The sequence below is a fragment of the Pseudomonas antarctica genome (assembly GCF_001647715.1).
In the GTDB taxonomy this organism is placed as follows: domain Bacteria; phylum Pseudomonadota; class Gammaproteobacteria; order Pseudomonadales; family Pseudomonadaceae; genus Aquipseudomonas; species Aquipseudomonas antarctica_A.
The window spans coordinates 3,327,525-3,342,687 of record NZ_CP015600.1 but is presented as its reverse complement, the minus strand read 5'-3'; the positions used below and the strand labels follow the sequence as shown (position 1 = coordinate 3,342,687).

At 59.4% G+C, this 15,163-nt stretch carries 14 protein-coding genes; 10 read left to right on the top strand and 4 right to left on the bottom strand.

Annotation, left to right across the window (positions count from 1 at the left end; all coding sequences use genetic code 11):
• The first annotated feature begins 168 nt into the window (after positions 1 to 168).
• From A7J50_RS15045 to ahpF, 3 genes are all read left to right on the top strand, one after another.
• Entirely contained in the window at positions 169 to 1,101 is a 933-nt protein-coding gene (locus A7J50_RS15045) for a site-specific integrase (RefSeq protein WP_064452523.1), read from the top strand.
• Between the two features lie 133 nt (positions 1,102 to 1,234).
• On the top strand, positions 1,235 to 1,798 hold the full coding sequence (gene ahpC, locus A7J50_RS15040) for an alkyl hydroperoxide reductase subunit C (protein ID WP_053255965.1): 564 nt from the start codon (positions 1,235 to 1,237) through the stop codon (positions 1,796 to 1,798).
• Between the two features lie 130 nt (positions 1,799 to 1,928).
• On the top strand, positions 1,929 to 3,494 hold the full coding sequence (gene ahpF / locus A7J50_RS15035; RefSeq protein ID WP_064452522.1) for an alkyl hydroperoxide reductase subunit F: 1,566 nt from the start codon (positions 1,929 to 1,931) through the stop codon (positions 3,492 to 3,494).
• 107 nt (positions 3,495 to 3,601) lie between these two features.
• Here the strand turns inward: ahpF and gloA are convergent, their stop codons facing one another.
• Positions 3,602 to 4,123, bottom strand: a complete 522-nt coding sequence (gene gloA / locus A7J50_RS15030) for a lactoylglutathione lyase (protein ID WP_064452521.1) — start codon at positions 4,121 to 4,123, stop codon at positions 3,602 to 3,604.
• 196 nt (positions 4,124 to 4,319) lie between these two features.
• Between gloA and A7J50_RS15025 the strand changes: the two genes are divergently transcribed.
• Entirely contained in the window at positions 4,320 to 4,868 is a 549-nt protein-coding gene (locus tag A7J50_RS15025) for a DUF4946 domain-containing protein (RefSeq protein WP_064454946.1), read from the top strand.
• A gap of 110 nt (positions 4,869 to 4,978) precedes the next feature.
• On the opposite strand, the gene A7J50_RS15020 is transcribed toward A7J50_RS15025, so the two are convergent.
• Together A7J50_RS15020 and A7J50_RS15015 are read right to left on the bottom strand one after the other, a co-directional pair.
• Entirely contained in the window at positions 4,979 to 5,341 is a 363-nt protein-coding gene (locus tag A7J50_RS15020; RefSeq protein ID WP_064452520.1) for a histone-like nucleoid-structuring protein, MvaT/MvaU family, read from the bottom strand.
• Positions 5,342 to 5,539: 198 nt separating this feature from the next.
• Complete coding sequence (locus A7J50_RS15015; protein WP_064452519.1) at positions 5,540 to 7,081, bottom strand: EAL domain-containing protein; 1,542 nt, start codon at positions 7,079 to 7,081, stop codon at positions 5,540 to 5,542.
• 296 nt (positions 7,082 to 7,377) lie between these two features.
• Between A7J50_RS15015 and A7J50_RS15010 the strand changes: the two genes are divergently transcribed.
• The 5 genes from A7J50_RS15010 to A7J50_RS30725 are packed head-to-tail and all read left to right on the top strand — an operon-like array spanning position 7,378 to position 13,200.
• The gene (locus tag A7J50_RS15010; protein ID WP_064452518.1) at positions 7,378 to 7,938 is read left to right on the top strand and encodes a fimbrial protein; all 561 of its coding nucleotides are present in this window, start codon (positions 7,378 to 7,380) and stop codon (positions 7,936 to 7,938) included.
• Between the two features lie 60 nt (positions 7,939 to 7,998).
• On the top strand, positions 7,999 to 8,781 hold the full coding sequence (locus A7J50_RS15005; protein ID WP_064452517.1) for a molecular chaperone: 783 nt from the start codon (positions 7,999 to 8,001) through the stop codon (positions 8,779 to 8,781).
• Positions 8,782 to 8,783: 2 nt separating this feature from the next.
• Positions 8,784 to 11,402 carry a fimbria/pilus outer membrane usher protein gene (locus A7J50_RS15000; protein ID WP_064452516.1) on the top strand — a complete coding sequence of 873 codons (2,619 nt, stop codon included), beginning with the start codon at positions 8,784 to 8,786 and terminating at the stop codon, positions 11,400 to 11,402.
• Positions 11,402 to 12,157, top strand: a complete 756-nt coding sequence (locus A7J50_RS14995) for a molecular chaperone (RefSeq protein ID WP_064452515.1) — start codon at positions 11,402 to 11,404, stop codon at positions 12,155 to 12,157. Before A7J50_RS15000 ends, A7J50_RS14995 begins: the two co-directional genes overlap by 1 nt.
• A 14-nt stretch (positions 12,158 to 12,171) precedes the next feature.
• Positions 12,172 to 13,200 carry a fimbrial protein gene (locus tag A7J50_RS30725; RefSeq protein WP_156526284.1) on the top strand — a complete coding sequence of 343 codons (1,029 nt, stop codon included), beginning with the start codon at positions 12,172 to 12,174 and terminating at the stop codon, positions 13,198 to 13,200.
• Here A7J50_RS30725 and A7J50_RS14985 read toward each other — a convergent pair.
• Entirely contained in the window at positions 13,197 to 14,075 is an 879-nt protein-coding gene (locus A7J50_RS14985) for a LysR family transcriptional regulator (RefSeq protein ID WP_064452514.1), read from the bottom strand. The genes A7J50_RS30725 and A7J50_RS14985 overlap by 4 nt on opposite strands.
• Before the next feature lie 77 nt (positions 14,076 to 14,152).
• Here A7J50_RS14985 and A7J50_RS14980 point away from each other — a divergent pair, with 77 nt between their 5' ends.
• A complete protein-coding gene (locus A7J50_RS14980) occupies positions 14,153 to 15,076 on the top strand; it encodes a DMT family transporter (protein ID WP_064452513.1) in 924 nt (307 codons plus the stop codon).
• The last annotated feature ends 87 nt before the right edge of the window (positions 15,077 to 15,163 follow it).

Below are 15,163 nucleotides of genomic sequence, written 5' to 3'. Positions count from 1 at the left end.
AGTCTCCGTCGATTTAGTACTGTGTTATGTAGTATGTATGTACATACTGTAACACGAATAAAAAATCGTTTAAATTCATGATTTAACAGATGGGATATTGGCGTATTATCCCGTGTCATTGCGGTTTTGAGCACCAATACACCCGTCTGCAGTACGAATAGGCCTTTCATGAGCGATCTGGATCGTTATCTCAATGCCGCCACCCGCGACAACACGCGGCGCAGCTATCGCGCGGCCATTGAGCACTTTGAGGTAAGTTGGGGTGGGTTCCTGCCCGCGACCAGCGATAGCGTGGCGCGTTATCTGGTGGCACACGCCGGGGTGCTTGCAGTCAACACCTTGAAACTACGGCTCTCGGCATTGGCGCAGTGGCACACGAGCCAGGGCTTCCCTGATCCGACCAAGGCGCCGGTGGTGCGCAAGGTGCTCAAGGGCATTCGTGCGGTGCACCCGGCGCAGGAGAAGCAGGCCGAACCGCTGCAGCTCAAGCACCTTGAGCAGGTGGTTGCGTCTTTGGAGGCGGAGGCAATTCAGGCACGTATTGACGAGGATAAGCCGCGATTGCTGCGCGCCAAGCGCGACACAGCGTTGATCCTGCTGGGCTTCTGGCGCGGTTTTCGCAGCGATGAGTTGTGCCGCCTGACGATCGAGCACGTGCAGGCGGTACCGGGCGCCGGCATCAGCCTGTATCTGCCGCGCAGTAAAAGTGACCGCGACAACCTCGGCAAGACCTACCAGACCCCGGCGTTGCTGCGGCTGTGCCCGGTGCAGGCCTACAGCGAATGGCTCAACGCGTCGGCGCTGGTGCGTGGCCCAGTGTTTCGCGGAGTAGATCGCTGGGGCAACCTGGGCGAGGAGGGGCTGCACCCCAACAGCGTCATCCCGCTGTTGCGCCAAGCGCTGGAGCGCGCAGGCATTCCTGCCGACCTATACACTAGTCACTCGTTGCGCCGAGGCTTTGCCACCTGGGCCCATCGCAGCGGCTGGGATTTAAAGTCGTTGATGAGCTACGTCGGCTGGAGCGACATGAAATCCGCCATGCGCTATGTTGAAGCGACGCCCTTTCTTGGCATGACCTTGGCCACCCAATCGCTGATTTGAGATTTCTTCTATTAATAGTGTCACTTGATAGCGAAAACCAATCGTCAGCATCAGGTTTGCCAATGAGCCATCGTCGGAGAGAGTGGGTAGGATTCATCTCATCAACTTACTAACCCCTGACGGAGAGTCATCGATGCCTATCATCAACAGCCAAGTAAAACCGTTCAAAGCTACCGCCTACAAAAACGGCAACTTCGTAGACGTGTCGGATGCTGACCTGAAAGGCAAATGGTCCGTAGTGTTCTTCTACCCGGCCGACTTCACCTTCGTCTGCCCAACCGAGCTGGAAGACCTGGCTGACAACTACGCCGAATTCCAGAAACTGGGCGTCGAAATCTACAGCGTCTCCACCGACACCCACTTTGCTCACGCTGCCTGGCACAACACTTCGCCAGCCATCGGCAAAATCCAGTACACCATGATCGGCGACCCAACCCTGACCATTTCCCGCAACTTCGACGTACTGATCGAAGAAGCTGGCCTGGCTGACCGCGGCACGTTCGTGATTGACCCAGAAGGCAAGATCAAAATCGTTGAGCTGAACGATGGCGGCGTGGGCCGTGACGCTTCCGAGCTGCTGCGCAAAATCAAGGCCGCTCAGTATGTTGCTGCCCACCCGGGCGAAGTGTGCCCAGCCAAGTGGAAAGAAGGCGAGGCCACCCTGGCTCCGTCCCTGGACCTGGTCGGCAAGATCTAAGCCTGTGAAACACCTCAGGGCGGATTGTGCCGCACCTTAAGTAAGCTGCACCGCCCTCAAAACGCCCGGGCGAGTTTCGCTCGGGCGTTTTTTTGTCTGCAATAAACCGAATTAATAGGAAATCGCCCGTATGTTGGACGCCAATCTTAAAGCTCAGTTGAAGTCATACCTGGAACGGGTCACCCAGCCGATCGAGATCGTCGCCTCCCTCGACGACGGCGCGAAATCCCAGGAAATGCTCGCTCTTTTGCAGGACGTAACCAGCCTCACCACGCTGATTACCCTGAAAACCGATGGCGATGATGCGCGCAAGCCATCGTTCTCCATCAACCGCCCGGGTGCCGATATCAGCCTGCGTTTCGCCGGCATCCCGATGGGCCATGAATTCACTTCGCTGGTGTTGGCCCTGCTGCAAGTCGGTGGCCACCCGTCGAAGGCCAGTGTCGAAGTGATTGAACAGATTCGCGCCTTGAAAGGCGAGTTCAGCTTCGAGACTTACTTCTCGTTGTCATGCCAGAACTGCCCGGACGTGGTGCAAGCGTTGAACCTGATGGCGGTGCTTAACCCGAACATCCGTCACGTCGCTATCGACGGCGCGCTGTTCCAGGCTGAGGTCGATGAGCGCAAGGTCATGGCAGTGCCCAGTGTTTACCTCAACGGTGTGAACTTCGGCCAGGGCCGCATGGGCCTGGAAGAAATCCTCGCTAAACTCGACACCAGCGGCATCGAAAAAGCCGCCGAGAAAATCAGCGCCAAAGACGCCTTTGATGTGCTGGTCGTCGGCGGTGGCCCAGCCGGTTCGTCGGCTGCCATCTACGCCGCGCGTAAAGGTATCCGCACCGGTGTGGCGGCTGAGCGTTTTGGCGGCCAGGTACTGGACACCATGTCCATCGAAAACTTCATCTCTGTACAAGAGACCGAAGGGCCGAAACTGGCCAGTGCCCTTGAGGCACACGTGCGTCAGTACGACGTGGACATCATGAACCTGCAACGTGCCAGCAGCTTGATCCCCGCGAAAAATGCCGGTGGCTTGCACGAGATTCGCTTTGAAAGCGGTGCGACCCTAAAGTCCAAGACCGTGATCCTGGCCACCGGCGCCCGCTGGCGCGAAATGGGTGTGCCGGGAGAGCAGGAATACAAGGCCAAGGGCGTGTGTTTCTGCCCACACTGCGATGGCCCGTTGTTCAAGGGCAAGCGCGTAGCGGTGATTGGCGGTGGTAACTCTGGCGTTGAAGCGGCCATCGACCTGGCCGGTATCGTCAGCCACGTGACGTTGCTTGAGTTCGACAGCAAGTTGCGCGCCGATGCGGTGTTGCAACGCAAGCTCTACAGCCTGCCGAACGTTGATGTCATCACCAGCGCGCTGACCAGTGAAGTCAAAGGCGATGGCCAGAAAGTCACCGGCTTGGCATACAAGGATCGCGATAGCGGTGAGTTCAACACCATCGACCTGGAAGGCATTTTTGTTCAGATCGGTTTGCTGCCCAACACGGATTGGCTCAAGGGCACTGTGGAGCTGACGCCTCGTGGCGAGATTATTGTCGATGCCCGTGGCGAAACTTCCCTGCCAGGGGTGTTCGCTGCCGGTGACGTAACCACCGTGCCGTACAAGCAGATCGTGATTGCGGTAGGCGAGGGTGCCAAGGCTTCCTTGAGTGCTTTCGATCACCTGATCCGAACCTCCGCTCCGGCATAAATTCGCGCTCGAAAACGAAAAACCCCATGAGTGATCATGGGGTTTTTTCGTTCCTGCGCGCTGCGTGGGAATGCATCAGTGACGCTCTGCACCCACCCATAAGCGGCTTACATCGGCGCCGGTTGAATAATCTCAACCCAGTACGCGTCCGGGTCTTTGATGAACGCCAGGCTTTTCATGCGGCCATCGGTCAAACGTTTCTGGAAGTCGCAACCCAGCGCTTCAAAGCGCTCGCAGGCAGCCACGATATCCGGCACCGAAATGCAGATATGGCCAAAACCACGAGGGTCGGTGTTGCCGTTATGGTAGGCAAAATCGGCATCGTTTTCGGTGCCGTGGTTGTGGGTCAGTTCCAGGATGCCCGGAATCGACTTCATCCACTGGGTACGTTCAGCGGCATCTGCCGGGATCTGGGCTTTGTCCACCAGGGCCAGGAAGTACAGGCTGAATTCGGCTTCCGGGAAGTCGCGCTTTTCAACCAGGGAAAAACCCAGGACGCGGGTGTAGAAGTCCAGCGATTTGGTGATGTCTTTGACCCGCAGCATGGTGTGGTTGAACACGAAGTTCGTGGTCGCGGTGTCGGGTTGGGCGGTGACGCCCGGGAAAGTGTTCAGATCGTGCAGGCTCATGGGCCCTCCAGAAAAATGGGGCAAACGCGGCTTGAAGTGAGAATAGCGTTCCCTTGGCGTGCGGCAAGCATCCATGCAGCCCGGCCATGATACGCAAGGCCTGCCTGCTGCGCCAAATGAAAAGGTCACACAGCGCTTGCGACTTGCGGGTATCGGGCGTCAAACTTTGGCGCTTGAACCTTGGGTGTTTTTCGCAATGATTGAATTCCGTAAACCGCTGTTGAGTGCTTTGTGTTTGCTGTTTGGCCCACTCTTGGGCAGTTCGTTCGTGCAAGCGGCAGACCCGGAAATTCATTGGCCCAGCGGCTGGCAAGTCGAGGAGGTGGTGCCCGACGACGGCGCGCCGGTAACCCCCCTGGCGGCGTCTCGGCAACGCGCGATCAAGAATGATGAAAATGGCAATACCTTGATGGTCATGGAGTTGACCGGCACACCGATTGAGGCCGGGCATAAAGTTAATCTTCAGGGTGTGTTGCTGGACATGCGTAAATCCATCCAGAAAGCATTTGCCCGCAGTGGTTATCAAAGCGTGTGCAGCAAAATGCACCCAACCACATTGAGCCGTCTTGAGGCGATGGAAACTACTTGTGTGATTACCGAGAACGGACGGCACGTGTTGTCACAAACATTGGTGGGCGCGGTAGATACCGATAAAGCGTATGTTTTTTCATACGCGGGCCAAGCCGAAGCCTACGAGGCCAGCCAGGGTGAAGTGAGTTCGGTGCGCGACAGTCTGAAACTTTGAACACACCCTTTTGATCGATAGTGAACAAAGTGAAACGGTAGTTAGATTCGTTTTCGAACCCTCAAACAAAAAGCCCCGCGTAGGCGGGGCTTTTTGCTAGTGACTTTTGATTAGCCGCGAAGCCAGGAATCTACAGTGGCGGCGCCATACTGTTCTTTCCAGGCTTTCAGGCCGCGATGGTTGCCGCCCTTGGTCTCGATCAGTTCGCCGGTGTGCGGGTTGTGGTAAACCTTGACCACGCGCGCGCGACGCTGTTTGGGGGCGTTGGTGGCGGCACCGGCTTTGCCTGGGTTTGGATCAAGGATCGAGATGATGTCGCGCAGGCCTTTGCCGTAGTGCTTCATCAGGCCTTGCAGCTTTTCTTCAAATTCGATTTCTTTTTTCAGGCCGGCGTCGTTCTTCAGGGATTCCAGCTGGGCAAGCTGCTCTTGAAGGGCTTTTTCTGCTGCGCGAAATTCGGCGAGTCTGGACAAAATCTGTACTCCAATAGTGTAGTTGGCTGATATCAACTGCAGACAAAGCTAGTAAGCCAAGAGCTTAAGGTGACTCAAAGAAAGAGGCCTTTCTGCGAGTTCAGCACAGGCAGGAAAAATTGTAGTAGTTAATGTCGCACGAGTAAATCACGTTGTTGCTTTAATAAGATTATTTCATCGAGCGCAGTAGATGGCTATTCAATGGCTGGTCAGGGACTTAATGAACTCTTCACAGGGTAACGGTCGACCGAAGAGATAACCCTGCAGGAAATCCACACCTTGTGCCGCGAGATATTCGCACTGCTCTGCTGTTTCCACACCCTCGGCCACAATACCCAGATCCAGCTTGCCGGAGAGTTCGATGATGCTGTCAAGAATATGCCTTGAGAGTGCATCGGCCCCAATCATGGCGACAAAGCTTTGATCGATTTTCAAGTAGTCGACATTAAAGTTGCGCAAGTAACCCAGGCTCGAGTGGCCGGTGCCAAAGTCATCAATCGCGATCATCACGCCCAGTTGATGCAGGGCGTCGAACAAGCGGCGGGTGATGTCGGTAGGCTGGATCAGATCGCGTTCGGTCAGCTCCAGCACTAGCGTCACCTGGCCGGGGGTAAAGGCGGCGAGAAACTCCTGACAGTCTTGTACCAGGTCCAGATCCTGGCAGTGGTGTGCCGTGATGTTCACGCCGATATGAAAACCAGGGCTGAAGCGCCCGGCATGTGGGGCGAGTTGCGCGGCGGTCTGGCGCAGCAGTGAGCGGGTCATCGGTACGATCAGGCCGGAGTGTTCGGCCAGCGGGATAAACAGGTCAGGACGCACCAGGCCTTCTTTCGGGTGTTGCCAGCGCATCAACACTTCACAGCCAGCCCATTCGCGGGTATCGCCGCGTACCACGGGTTGGAAATAGGGAATGAACTCGTTGGCACCCAAGGCGCGCTGCAGCTCGTGGGTGGGTGCGGACGAGCGCTTTTGCAGCCAGTGCGCGAGCATGCCCGCCAGTACGCCGAAGAACACCAGCAGGCTGAACAGGGCCGGGTAGCGCGCTTCCATATAACGCCAGACCTCGCCGTCGGGCATGCCTGCGTCGACACTGTAGTGATAACGCTCAGAGGCCAAGTGGTGATGGGCCACGGCATACTCCGGCACAGCGGTGTTGTGTACTTTGCCGTCCGCATCCAGCCAGTTGGGGCCGACTTGCAGGATCAGGTACGCGTAACGGCTGATCAGGCGCAAGGCGTTGGTCAGGTGGTAGCCGTCAACAGAGGCAAATGCGGCTTTATCGCCTTCGACCAAGCGGTAAACCAGCAGCGCGGTGTCCGGCGTCACCGGGTTGCCGTTCATCAGCCACAACGTGCCATCAACGTAATCATCCGGGTTAACCGCTGACTGGTAAGTACCTCCGAATAACGAGCTGCAATAAATGTTTTTCTGCCAGGACAGGGTCGTCGCTCGCACAAAGGGCCGACGCGTCACCTGCTCACGCAGGGCCAGTTGCGTACCGTTGTCGCAAGGGTGGCCGGCCAGCGGTAGCAATGTGCGGGCGGCGAGGGCGGTATTGTCGAGCATCAAGTCGAATTGGCGAACGGCTTCGTGGGCGGTTTGGTCCGTGCTTTGTTCAAGGGTGCGTTCGGCCTGCCAATAAAGAATCGCAACGCCCAGTAAAACGGGGAGCACGCCGCAGATTCCGCTGATAAACGCGCGTACGGTTCGGCTTCGTGGGCCTTTGGCGGTGAGGGGCATAGGGGCAGCCAATAACGAAATGAAAACAGAGGTGTATGCCGATGATAGATGGCATTACGCCGGTGTGCTCAGTTGTTTGAGGCCCATCCACCTAGCCGTTTGGTCAGTTGTTGCGGGCACTTCACCTTGGCAAGATAAACATCGTTGCAAAAAGTAAGAGACTCAGGAACAACACCCCCTCCAGCCTCTCTCTCAGCCGTTCAAGCCCAACTTTGGCGGGACGGTACGACCTCGTCTTTCAATAATTGAAATTCGTCTTGCAACCCGTTAACGCTACTTATGAGGAAACACCCGCAATGAAAAAAATCCGACTGGCCGCCGCCTTGCTGGCCGCTACCGGCGTTGCCACGCTGCCTGTGTTTGGCGCAGATGGCACGATCAGCCTGACCGGTGAAATCACCGGTACAACGTGCAGTATCAGTGGCGGCTCCGGCTCCGCGGCTGGCACCAGTTCGAACTTCGCGGTGGCGCTCAGCAAGGTCCAGGCCAGCGCGCTCAAGGCCAAAGGCCAGACGGCCGGCACCACGCCCTTTTTTGTGCGAGTGGGTGCTTGCCCGAAGGACACGGCCGTGGCCGTCTTGTTTGAGAGCAGCAGCCCTGCCATCAACCCGGCTACCGGTAACTTGAAGAATCAAGCGCCTGCCTCGCCGAAGCCCGCTTCTCTGGTTGAAGTACAGATTGTCGACGGCACCACTCACCGCCCTATGGACCTTCGCCTCGCCCTTAATTCGAGCGCCGCAAAGGTCCCTGAAAACGGTGAAGTGTCGTTGCCGTTCGCGGCTCAGTATTTCGCCACCGGTGTTGCAACCCCTGGCCCGGTCAGCACGCAAGTGCTGTATTCCATCACGTTCCCCTGATCAAGGCCCAGGTGCCTGGCGATTCGCCAGGCACCGGACAGCGCCTTGAAGGACCGATCCATGCTCGCCCGACCCTTGCTTCTGAGTTGCCTGCTGATGACCCTTTCGATCAGCGCGGGATGGCCAAGCGCCGCCCACGCCGGCGTGGTGATCGACGGCACTCGGCACATCTACCCGCAGCAGCGCCGTGAAGTCACGCTACGCCTGACCAACGACGACCCGCGGGCTCCGCGCCTGGTGCAGGTGTGGCTGGCCCCGGGTGACCCAGCGTCAGCCCCGTCAGGCAGTGAAGTGCCTTTCATTCTTTCGCCACCGGTATTCCGTCTGGACCCGGGCAAAAGCCAGGCGGTACGATTGGTCTATACCCAAGAGCCGCTGCCGGCTGACCGCGAGTCAGTGTTTTGGCTGAACGCGCTTGAGATTCCGCCCAAGGTCAACGCTGAGCAGTCCGCTCAGGACGACGCTCCTGCGAGCCACCTGCAGTTCGCCTTTCGCATCCGCACCAAAGTGTTTTTTCGGCCGGCCCATTTACCCGGCAGCACGGACGAGGCGCCCGCCCAATTACGCTGGACCCTGCACCGCAGCGCCCAGGGCGCGCTCCTGGAAGTGCACAACCCATCGGCCTATCACGTGACATTCAACGAGGTCGCGCTGGCCATGGGCGCGCAACCTGAAGCGCGCCTGCTGCCGGCGGGAGAGGGCATGGTGGCGCCCGGCGGTCATCTGACACTGGCCGTGCGCGAGGTCGTGCATGCAATTCCCGCTGATGCCCAGGTGCATTTTAAATACATCAATGACTACGGCGCGTTTTCCTCGCCGCAGCGTGCGCCCCTGAAGTTCTGACTATGCCTGCCTCATTACAATTTACGTTCTACCAATGCGCCTGGCTGTTTTCCCATCCTCGGCTGGTGGTGTTGTTCGGCCTCCTGAGTACGCTGGTGATATCGGTCGAGGCTGCCCCATTGTTGTTTGACATAGAGGCTTTCAGCAGCGGCCAGTCCAGCCCGGCGGACATCACGCGTTTCAATGCCGTCAATACGCTAGCGCCTGGCGTTTATCGCGTAGACGTGATGCTCAATGGGCAATCGATTGGCCGCCACGCGCTCAATTTCGTGCCCCGCAATGAGCAGGATGGCGCGCAGCCGTGCGTGAGTGCGCAACAGCTTGCCGAACTCGGGGTGGTGCTGCACCCACTCGACGGCGCCTCGCAGGCTGCCTGCCGCGATTTCGCCGACTGGATCCCCATGGCCAGCAGCCGCGTCGACACCGAGTCGCTGACGCTGGACCTGAGTATCCCGCAGGTCTACATCAACCGCTCCGCACGCGACTACATTGACCCTGCCCAGTGGGACGAGGGCATTGATGCCGCACTGCTCAATTACAACTTCAGCGCCGCAGCGGTGACGTCGGGCGCCGGTGAGGACCGGGGCTACCTGGGCCTTAACGGCGGCGTCAACCTGGGTGACTGGCGACTGCGCCACCAAGGAGGGCAAGCCTGGGCATCGCGAAGTGGCCGGTTGCCTTATCAACAAACGGCCACCTACCTGCAACGCTCCCTTGCAACCTGGCGTTCGCAACTTACCGTTGGCGACAGTTTCAGCAGCGGCCAGATCCTCGACGGCGTGCGCGTACGAGGTATTACCCTGGCGACCGAGGACCGCATGCTTGCGCAGTCGCAACAAGGCTATGCACCACAGGTTCGCGGCGTCGCCGAAAGCAATGCCACGGTGACGGTGCGCCAGAATGGCTACACGCTCTACGAAACCACGGTGGCTCCCGGGCCCTTTGTGATCGATGATCTTTACCCCACCGGTTACGGTGGCGACCTCAACGTCAGCGTCACCGAGGTGGACGGGCGGAGTAGCACCTTTGTCGTGCCCTATTCGGTTGCCCCGCACCTGTTACGTAATGGCGCTACCCACTACACCGTGACCATGGGGCGCGTGCAACAACGCGGGCTAGCCGGCGCCAGCCCCGCGGTATTCCAGGGCACCCTCCAGCAGGGGCTCACGAATAGCCTGACCGCCTACGCAGGCAGCACGCTTTCCCAGGGTTATGGTCAAGCCAAGGTGGGTGTGGCGATGAGCACGCCCATCGGCGCGTTCGCCCTCGACAGCACGCGCTCGCGTACTCAGGTGCCGGGGCAAGGGCTGTTCGGCGGACAAAGCTGGGGCCTGGCCTATAGCAAGAACGTGCCGTACTCAGGGACACATTTTATGTTGGGGGCCTATCGCTTCTCTACCGAAGGCTATCTGAGCCTGCCTGACGCACTGACTGCACGGGAACTGGGGCATCACGGCGGGAGCATGGGCAGTTATACCCGGCAGAAAAGTCGATTGGACCTGACGATCAGTCAGCAGGTGGGCGAGGGCACGCTGAGTGTGTACGGCAGTTCCATCGACTACTGGGCCGGGACGCAAGGGCGCCAGACTTCATTCACTGTCAGCTATGGGGCCCATTGGAAGAAGCTCAACTGGAACCTCTCGGCGCAGCGCTCAAGGGTCAGTGAAACGCATCGCTCGAGCGACCGAGAACGCAGTGACGAGATCTTTTTTGGCCGGGCCACGCAAGCAGGGCGTGTCGATAATCATCTGGTACTGACCCTCTCCATGCCGTTGGGCGATAGAGCGCACGCACCGACCCTGAGCAGTTCGCTTTACCGGGACGCCGGTGATTCGCGCGGTAGCCAACAGCAAGTCGGAATCAATGGTTTGCTGGGGGATTCAGATCACACTCACTACGGGCTGATCGGCAGCCACGGCACGGGTAACCAGCACGGCTCAAGTTTCAATGCCTACACGGGCTATCGCAGCAACACCGCCACCCTGCGCGCCGGTTATGGCCAGAGCCGGGACAGCGCGCAAGTGTCCATGAGCGCCGATGGCGGGCTCATCGCCCATGACGGCGGCGTCACGCTCTCGCCAAGCCTAGGTGAAGCCTCGGCGCTGGTTTATGCGCCGGATGCGCAGGGCGCGCAGCTCGGCAGTTCCGGGGTGCGTATCGACAAACACGGCTATGGCGTCATGCCCTCGCTCAGGGCGTACCAGCGCAATGAAGTGGCCATTGATCCACAGGGCATGCCCATGGATGTGGAGTTGAAAGCGTCCAACCATCACGTCGTCCCCACGATGGGGGCGGTGTCGCGGGTCAGGTTCGAGACCGTCAGCGGTCGGGCGGTGGTGATCAAGGCGACCCATCCAGACGGCAGACCCGTGCCGTTCGCCGCACAGGTGTTCGATGAACACGGTAGTGAAGTCGGCGTTATCGGGCAGGCCGGCAAGGCGTTTGTGCGTGGCGTTGCCGAGCACGGCACGCTGACCGTCCGCTGGGCTGAGGCCGCCGGCGAGCGCTGCTTTATCCAGTATCGCTTGCCACCCCGAAAACCCGGCCGGCGCCAGCAAAACGCGGACCAGTTGATCAGCCAGTGCAAGGGCGACCTGGATAGGCAGGAGGAGAGCAGTTGATGTTTAACAGGTGGTTGAGGACCGTGTTCGGTCTGGCACTGGCGGCTCAGATGTGGCCGGCGCACGGGGAAATCGTCATAGATCGAACCCGCATCATCTACCCCGCCGCCGCGCGGGAGGTGACGGTCAACCTTCGCAACGAAGCTGACGGCCCGAGGTTGGTGCAGGTATGGATTGATCGCGGCGACCCTGAGGCCTTGCCGGAGTTGAGTGACGTACCGTTTACGGTCAGCCCGCCGATCCTGCGGCTGGAGGCCGGCACGGCACAGGGGTTGCGGTTGGCTTACCACCCCGCTGAGGAGCAGGCGAACGCACGCCCTCAAGAGTCAGTGTATTGGCTGAATGTACGAGGTATCCGGCCCACGGCCAGGACTAGCAATCAACTGCAATTTGTCTTTCGCACACGAATCAAGCTGTTCCTGCGCCCAGAGGCGCTGGCAGGCCGGGAGGTGGACGCCGTGCAGACCCTGCGGTGGCGGCTGGGCGGCGACAGCCCGGTGCTACGGGTGCATAACCCCAGTGCCTTTCATGTGACGTTATCCAGCGTCGTGCTGACCCTGGAGGGCGTCGAGTACCCCAGTGAGGACCCGCCGATGCTGTTGCCACGCACCACGGCAAACCTGATGTTGAAAGGCCGGTCAGCACCTTGGCAAGGCTCGGCGACGCTGCGCTTTACCACCCTGGATGACCACGGCGTGACGCGCGAGCATTCGGTGTCCCTGGCGGGTCCTGTTACAGAGGATGTGGCGATATGATCAGGTTTTTTCGCATGAGCGCACTGTTGGCGGGTTGGGGACTTGCGATGGCGGCCCATGCTCATTTCAGTGCTGGCACGTGTACGCCACAAGCGACACTGAACCTCTCCATTGCGCCGATCACCTTGCCGGTCAACCCGCAAGTGGGTCAGGTGATAGGTGCGGCGAACGGTTATGACTTCGGCAACAATAGCTTTGTGATGCTGTGTCGATATCAGGACTGGCCCGTCGAGCAACCGGTGTCTGCGAACATGAGCGTGGTCAATTCGCCAGTCAGTGGCAGGACGTTCAGCGCCTCAGGCGTGTCAATGCCGGTGTATGCCACCGGCCTGCCCGGGGTCGGGTTCGCCATGATGGCCAGGGACCCCGGCCAGCCAATGCGTGCGATCAGCCACACCGGCACCACACTGTTAACCACCAAACATAACAAACCCAATGGCTGGGGGCTTCAAGGGCGGGTCTATCTGGTTGCCACCGGGCCGGTATCGGCCGGTACGATTCCCTCCCGCAACATCGCCAGGTACACGCTGACAAATGTATCGACCGCAGGTCCGGGCTATGTGGCGGTCAACTTTACCCCTGCGGTCATAGCTCCCCCTCGCAGGCCTACCTGCCGTGTCTCTGCGCCGTCGATTGCGATGCCGGTGGGGCGTATAGCCAGCCGTGATTTCAAGGGGCCAGGCAGTTTCGCCGGCAGCGTAACCCAGGATATTACCTTGGAGTGCGCTGGCGGAACCGGTGGTACCCAGGATGTATTCATCACGATAACCGACCAGACTGACAACGCTAATCGCAGCGACCGGTTGAACTTGACCCGCACTTCAAACGCCCGTGGCGTGGCGCTGCAACTGCTGCATGGCGCCCAATTGGTGAGGTATGGCGCCGATTCCGCGGCCGTGGGCAACCTGAATCAATGGCAGGTGGGCAGCACCGGCAATGGCAAGGTGACGATCCCCTTGACCGCCCGTTACGTCCAAACCGAACAAACGATCACGCCCGGCGTCGCTAACGGGTTGGCCTCGTTCACCATGAGTTATCGCTAAGTCCCGGCGTGGTGCAGCTTTTGCGCCAGCGCGATGAACGCCAGGGTGGCAGGTGAGGACTGGCGGCGGTCAAGCACGGCCAGACCGATCCGGCGTGGCACCGCGGGAGACAACGGCCGCGCTGCATAGCGTGGGTCGACGTGTTCCGGCAGCGACGCTTGCGCCACGATACTCAGCCCGTCGCCACGGCCGACGGCTTCCAGCGTGCTGAGCAATTGGGCGCAGCGATAACGCACTTTAGGCCTTAAACGGGCCTCGCTGAACAAACGCATCACCAGTTCCGAGGAACCGGCCTCGGTGAGAATAAACGGGTCATCGCACAGCGCTTGCAAGGGCAGCGCCGCGTTAGCGGCCAGTGGATGACCGGCGGGTAGCAGTGCCACCAGTTGGTCCTCGAACAAGGCCACGGTGTCGAAGCGCTCCTGATCCAGCACCACAAACCCGACATCGATCCTGCGCTCATCCAGCCACTGGATAACCTGTCTGTCGGGCCCTTCGTCCACGTGCACTTCGATGCCCGGATAAGCCTGTCGAAACTGCCGCAGGAGCGTGGGCAAGATGCGGATTGACGCCGTCGGCCCGAACGACCCAATCCGCAGTGTGCCGCGTTTCATCCCGCGGGCATCGGCCGCTTCCTGCTGCAAGGTATTGGCCAGGCCCAGCATTGCACGCGCGCGCCCGAGTAATTGCGCGCCGATATCGCTCAGTTCCACCAACGACTGGTGGCGCCGGAACAATTCCACGCCCAACTCTTGTTCCAGTGCCTTGATCGCATGCGACACCGCGGATTGACTGACGCCGAGGCGGTGAGCTGCACTGGTAAAACCTTGCAGTTCGGCGACTAACGAAAATATTTCCAACTGCGTCAGGGTCATGAGTAAAGGCTCATTTTACGATTACCGATCATTAGTCGAAGAATACGCCAATCCTTCAATACCCTGAGCACCTCCTCATGCACCCCCTGTCCGATCGACTGACCTATCTGAAACTTGCTGCTGTGACCATGATATGGGGCGGCACGTTTGTCGCCGGGCGCTACCTGGCCGATCGGGTCGACCCGTTACTGGCCGCCAGCCTGCGGTTTATCCTGGCCAGCCTGGCGCTGCTGCTGTTTATGGTGTGCGCGCGAATTCCTCTGGCGCGACCCGATCCTCGGCAACTGGTACGGCTGAGCGTGCTGGGTTTCTTTGGCATCTTTTTCTATAACCTGTGTTTTTTCTATGGCCTGCATTACGTCAACGCATCGCGCGCCTCGTTGATCGTGGCGCTGAATCCGGCGGTGATCGGCCTGGCCTCATGGTGGCTCTTCAAAGAGCGCCTGGGTGTCGCCAAAGTTATGGGCATCGCCTTATGCCTGGCGGGCGCCGCCGTGGTGATTGTCAGTCGCAACCCTGAGTTGCTGCACAGCACCGCGAGCAACTGGCGGGGCGACGTGCTGATTTTTGGTTGCGTAGTGGGGTGGGGGATTTACTCGCTGTTTTCCCGTGAGCTGAATCAGAGCCTCGGCCCTTTGCAAACCGTCACCTGGTCCGTGCTGCTGGGCACCTTGATGCTCACCGTCCTCACCCTGTTCATGGGACGTTTCACCGCAGAAGGGCTCGGCAGCCTCCAACTGCCGCAGGCATTGAGTTTGTTGTACCTGGGCGTGCTGGGCTCAGCACTGGCGTACATCGGCTATTACGACGGCATTCGGCGCATCGGCGCGACCCGTGCCGGTGTGTTTATTGCGCTTAACCCGCTGACAGCGGTGATGTGCGGCGCACTGCTGCTGGGCGAACAACTGACTGCGCCCATGGTGCTGGGCGGCGCGGTGATCCTCTCCGGCATCTATCTGTGCAACAAACCCCTTGCACAGGCCAAGCCAATGGGGATTTGATAAGAGTGCGGACAAATACGGTTACGCTGTGTAGAATCGATTTACGCATACAAGAATATGGACTTGCGCTCACGCAAGCCTCGGCCG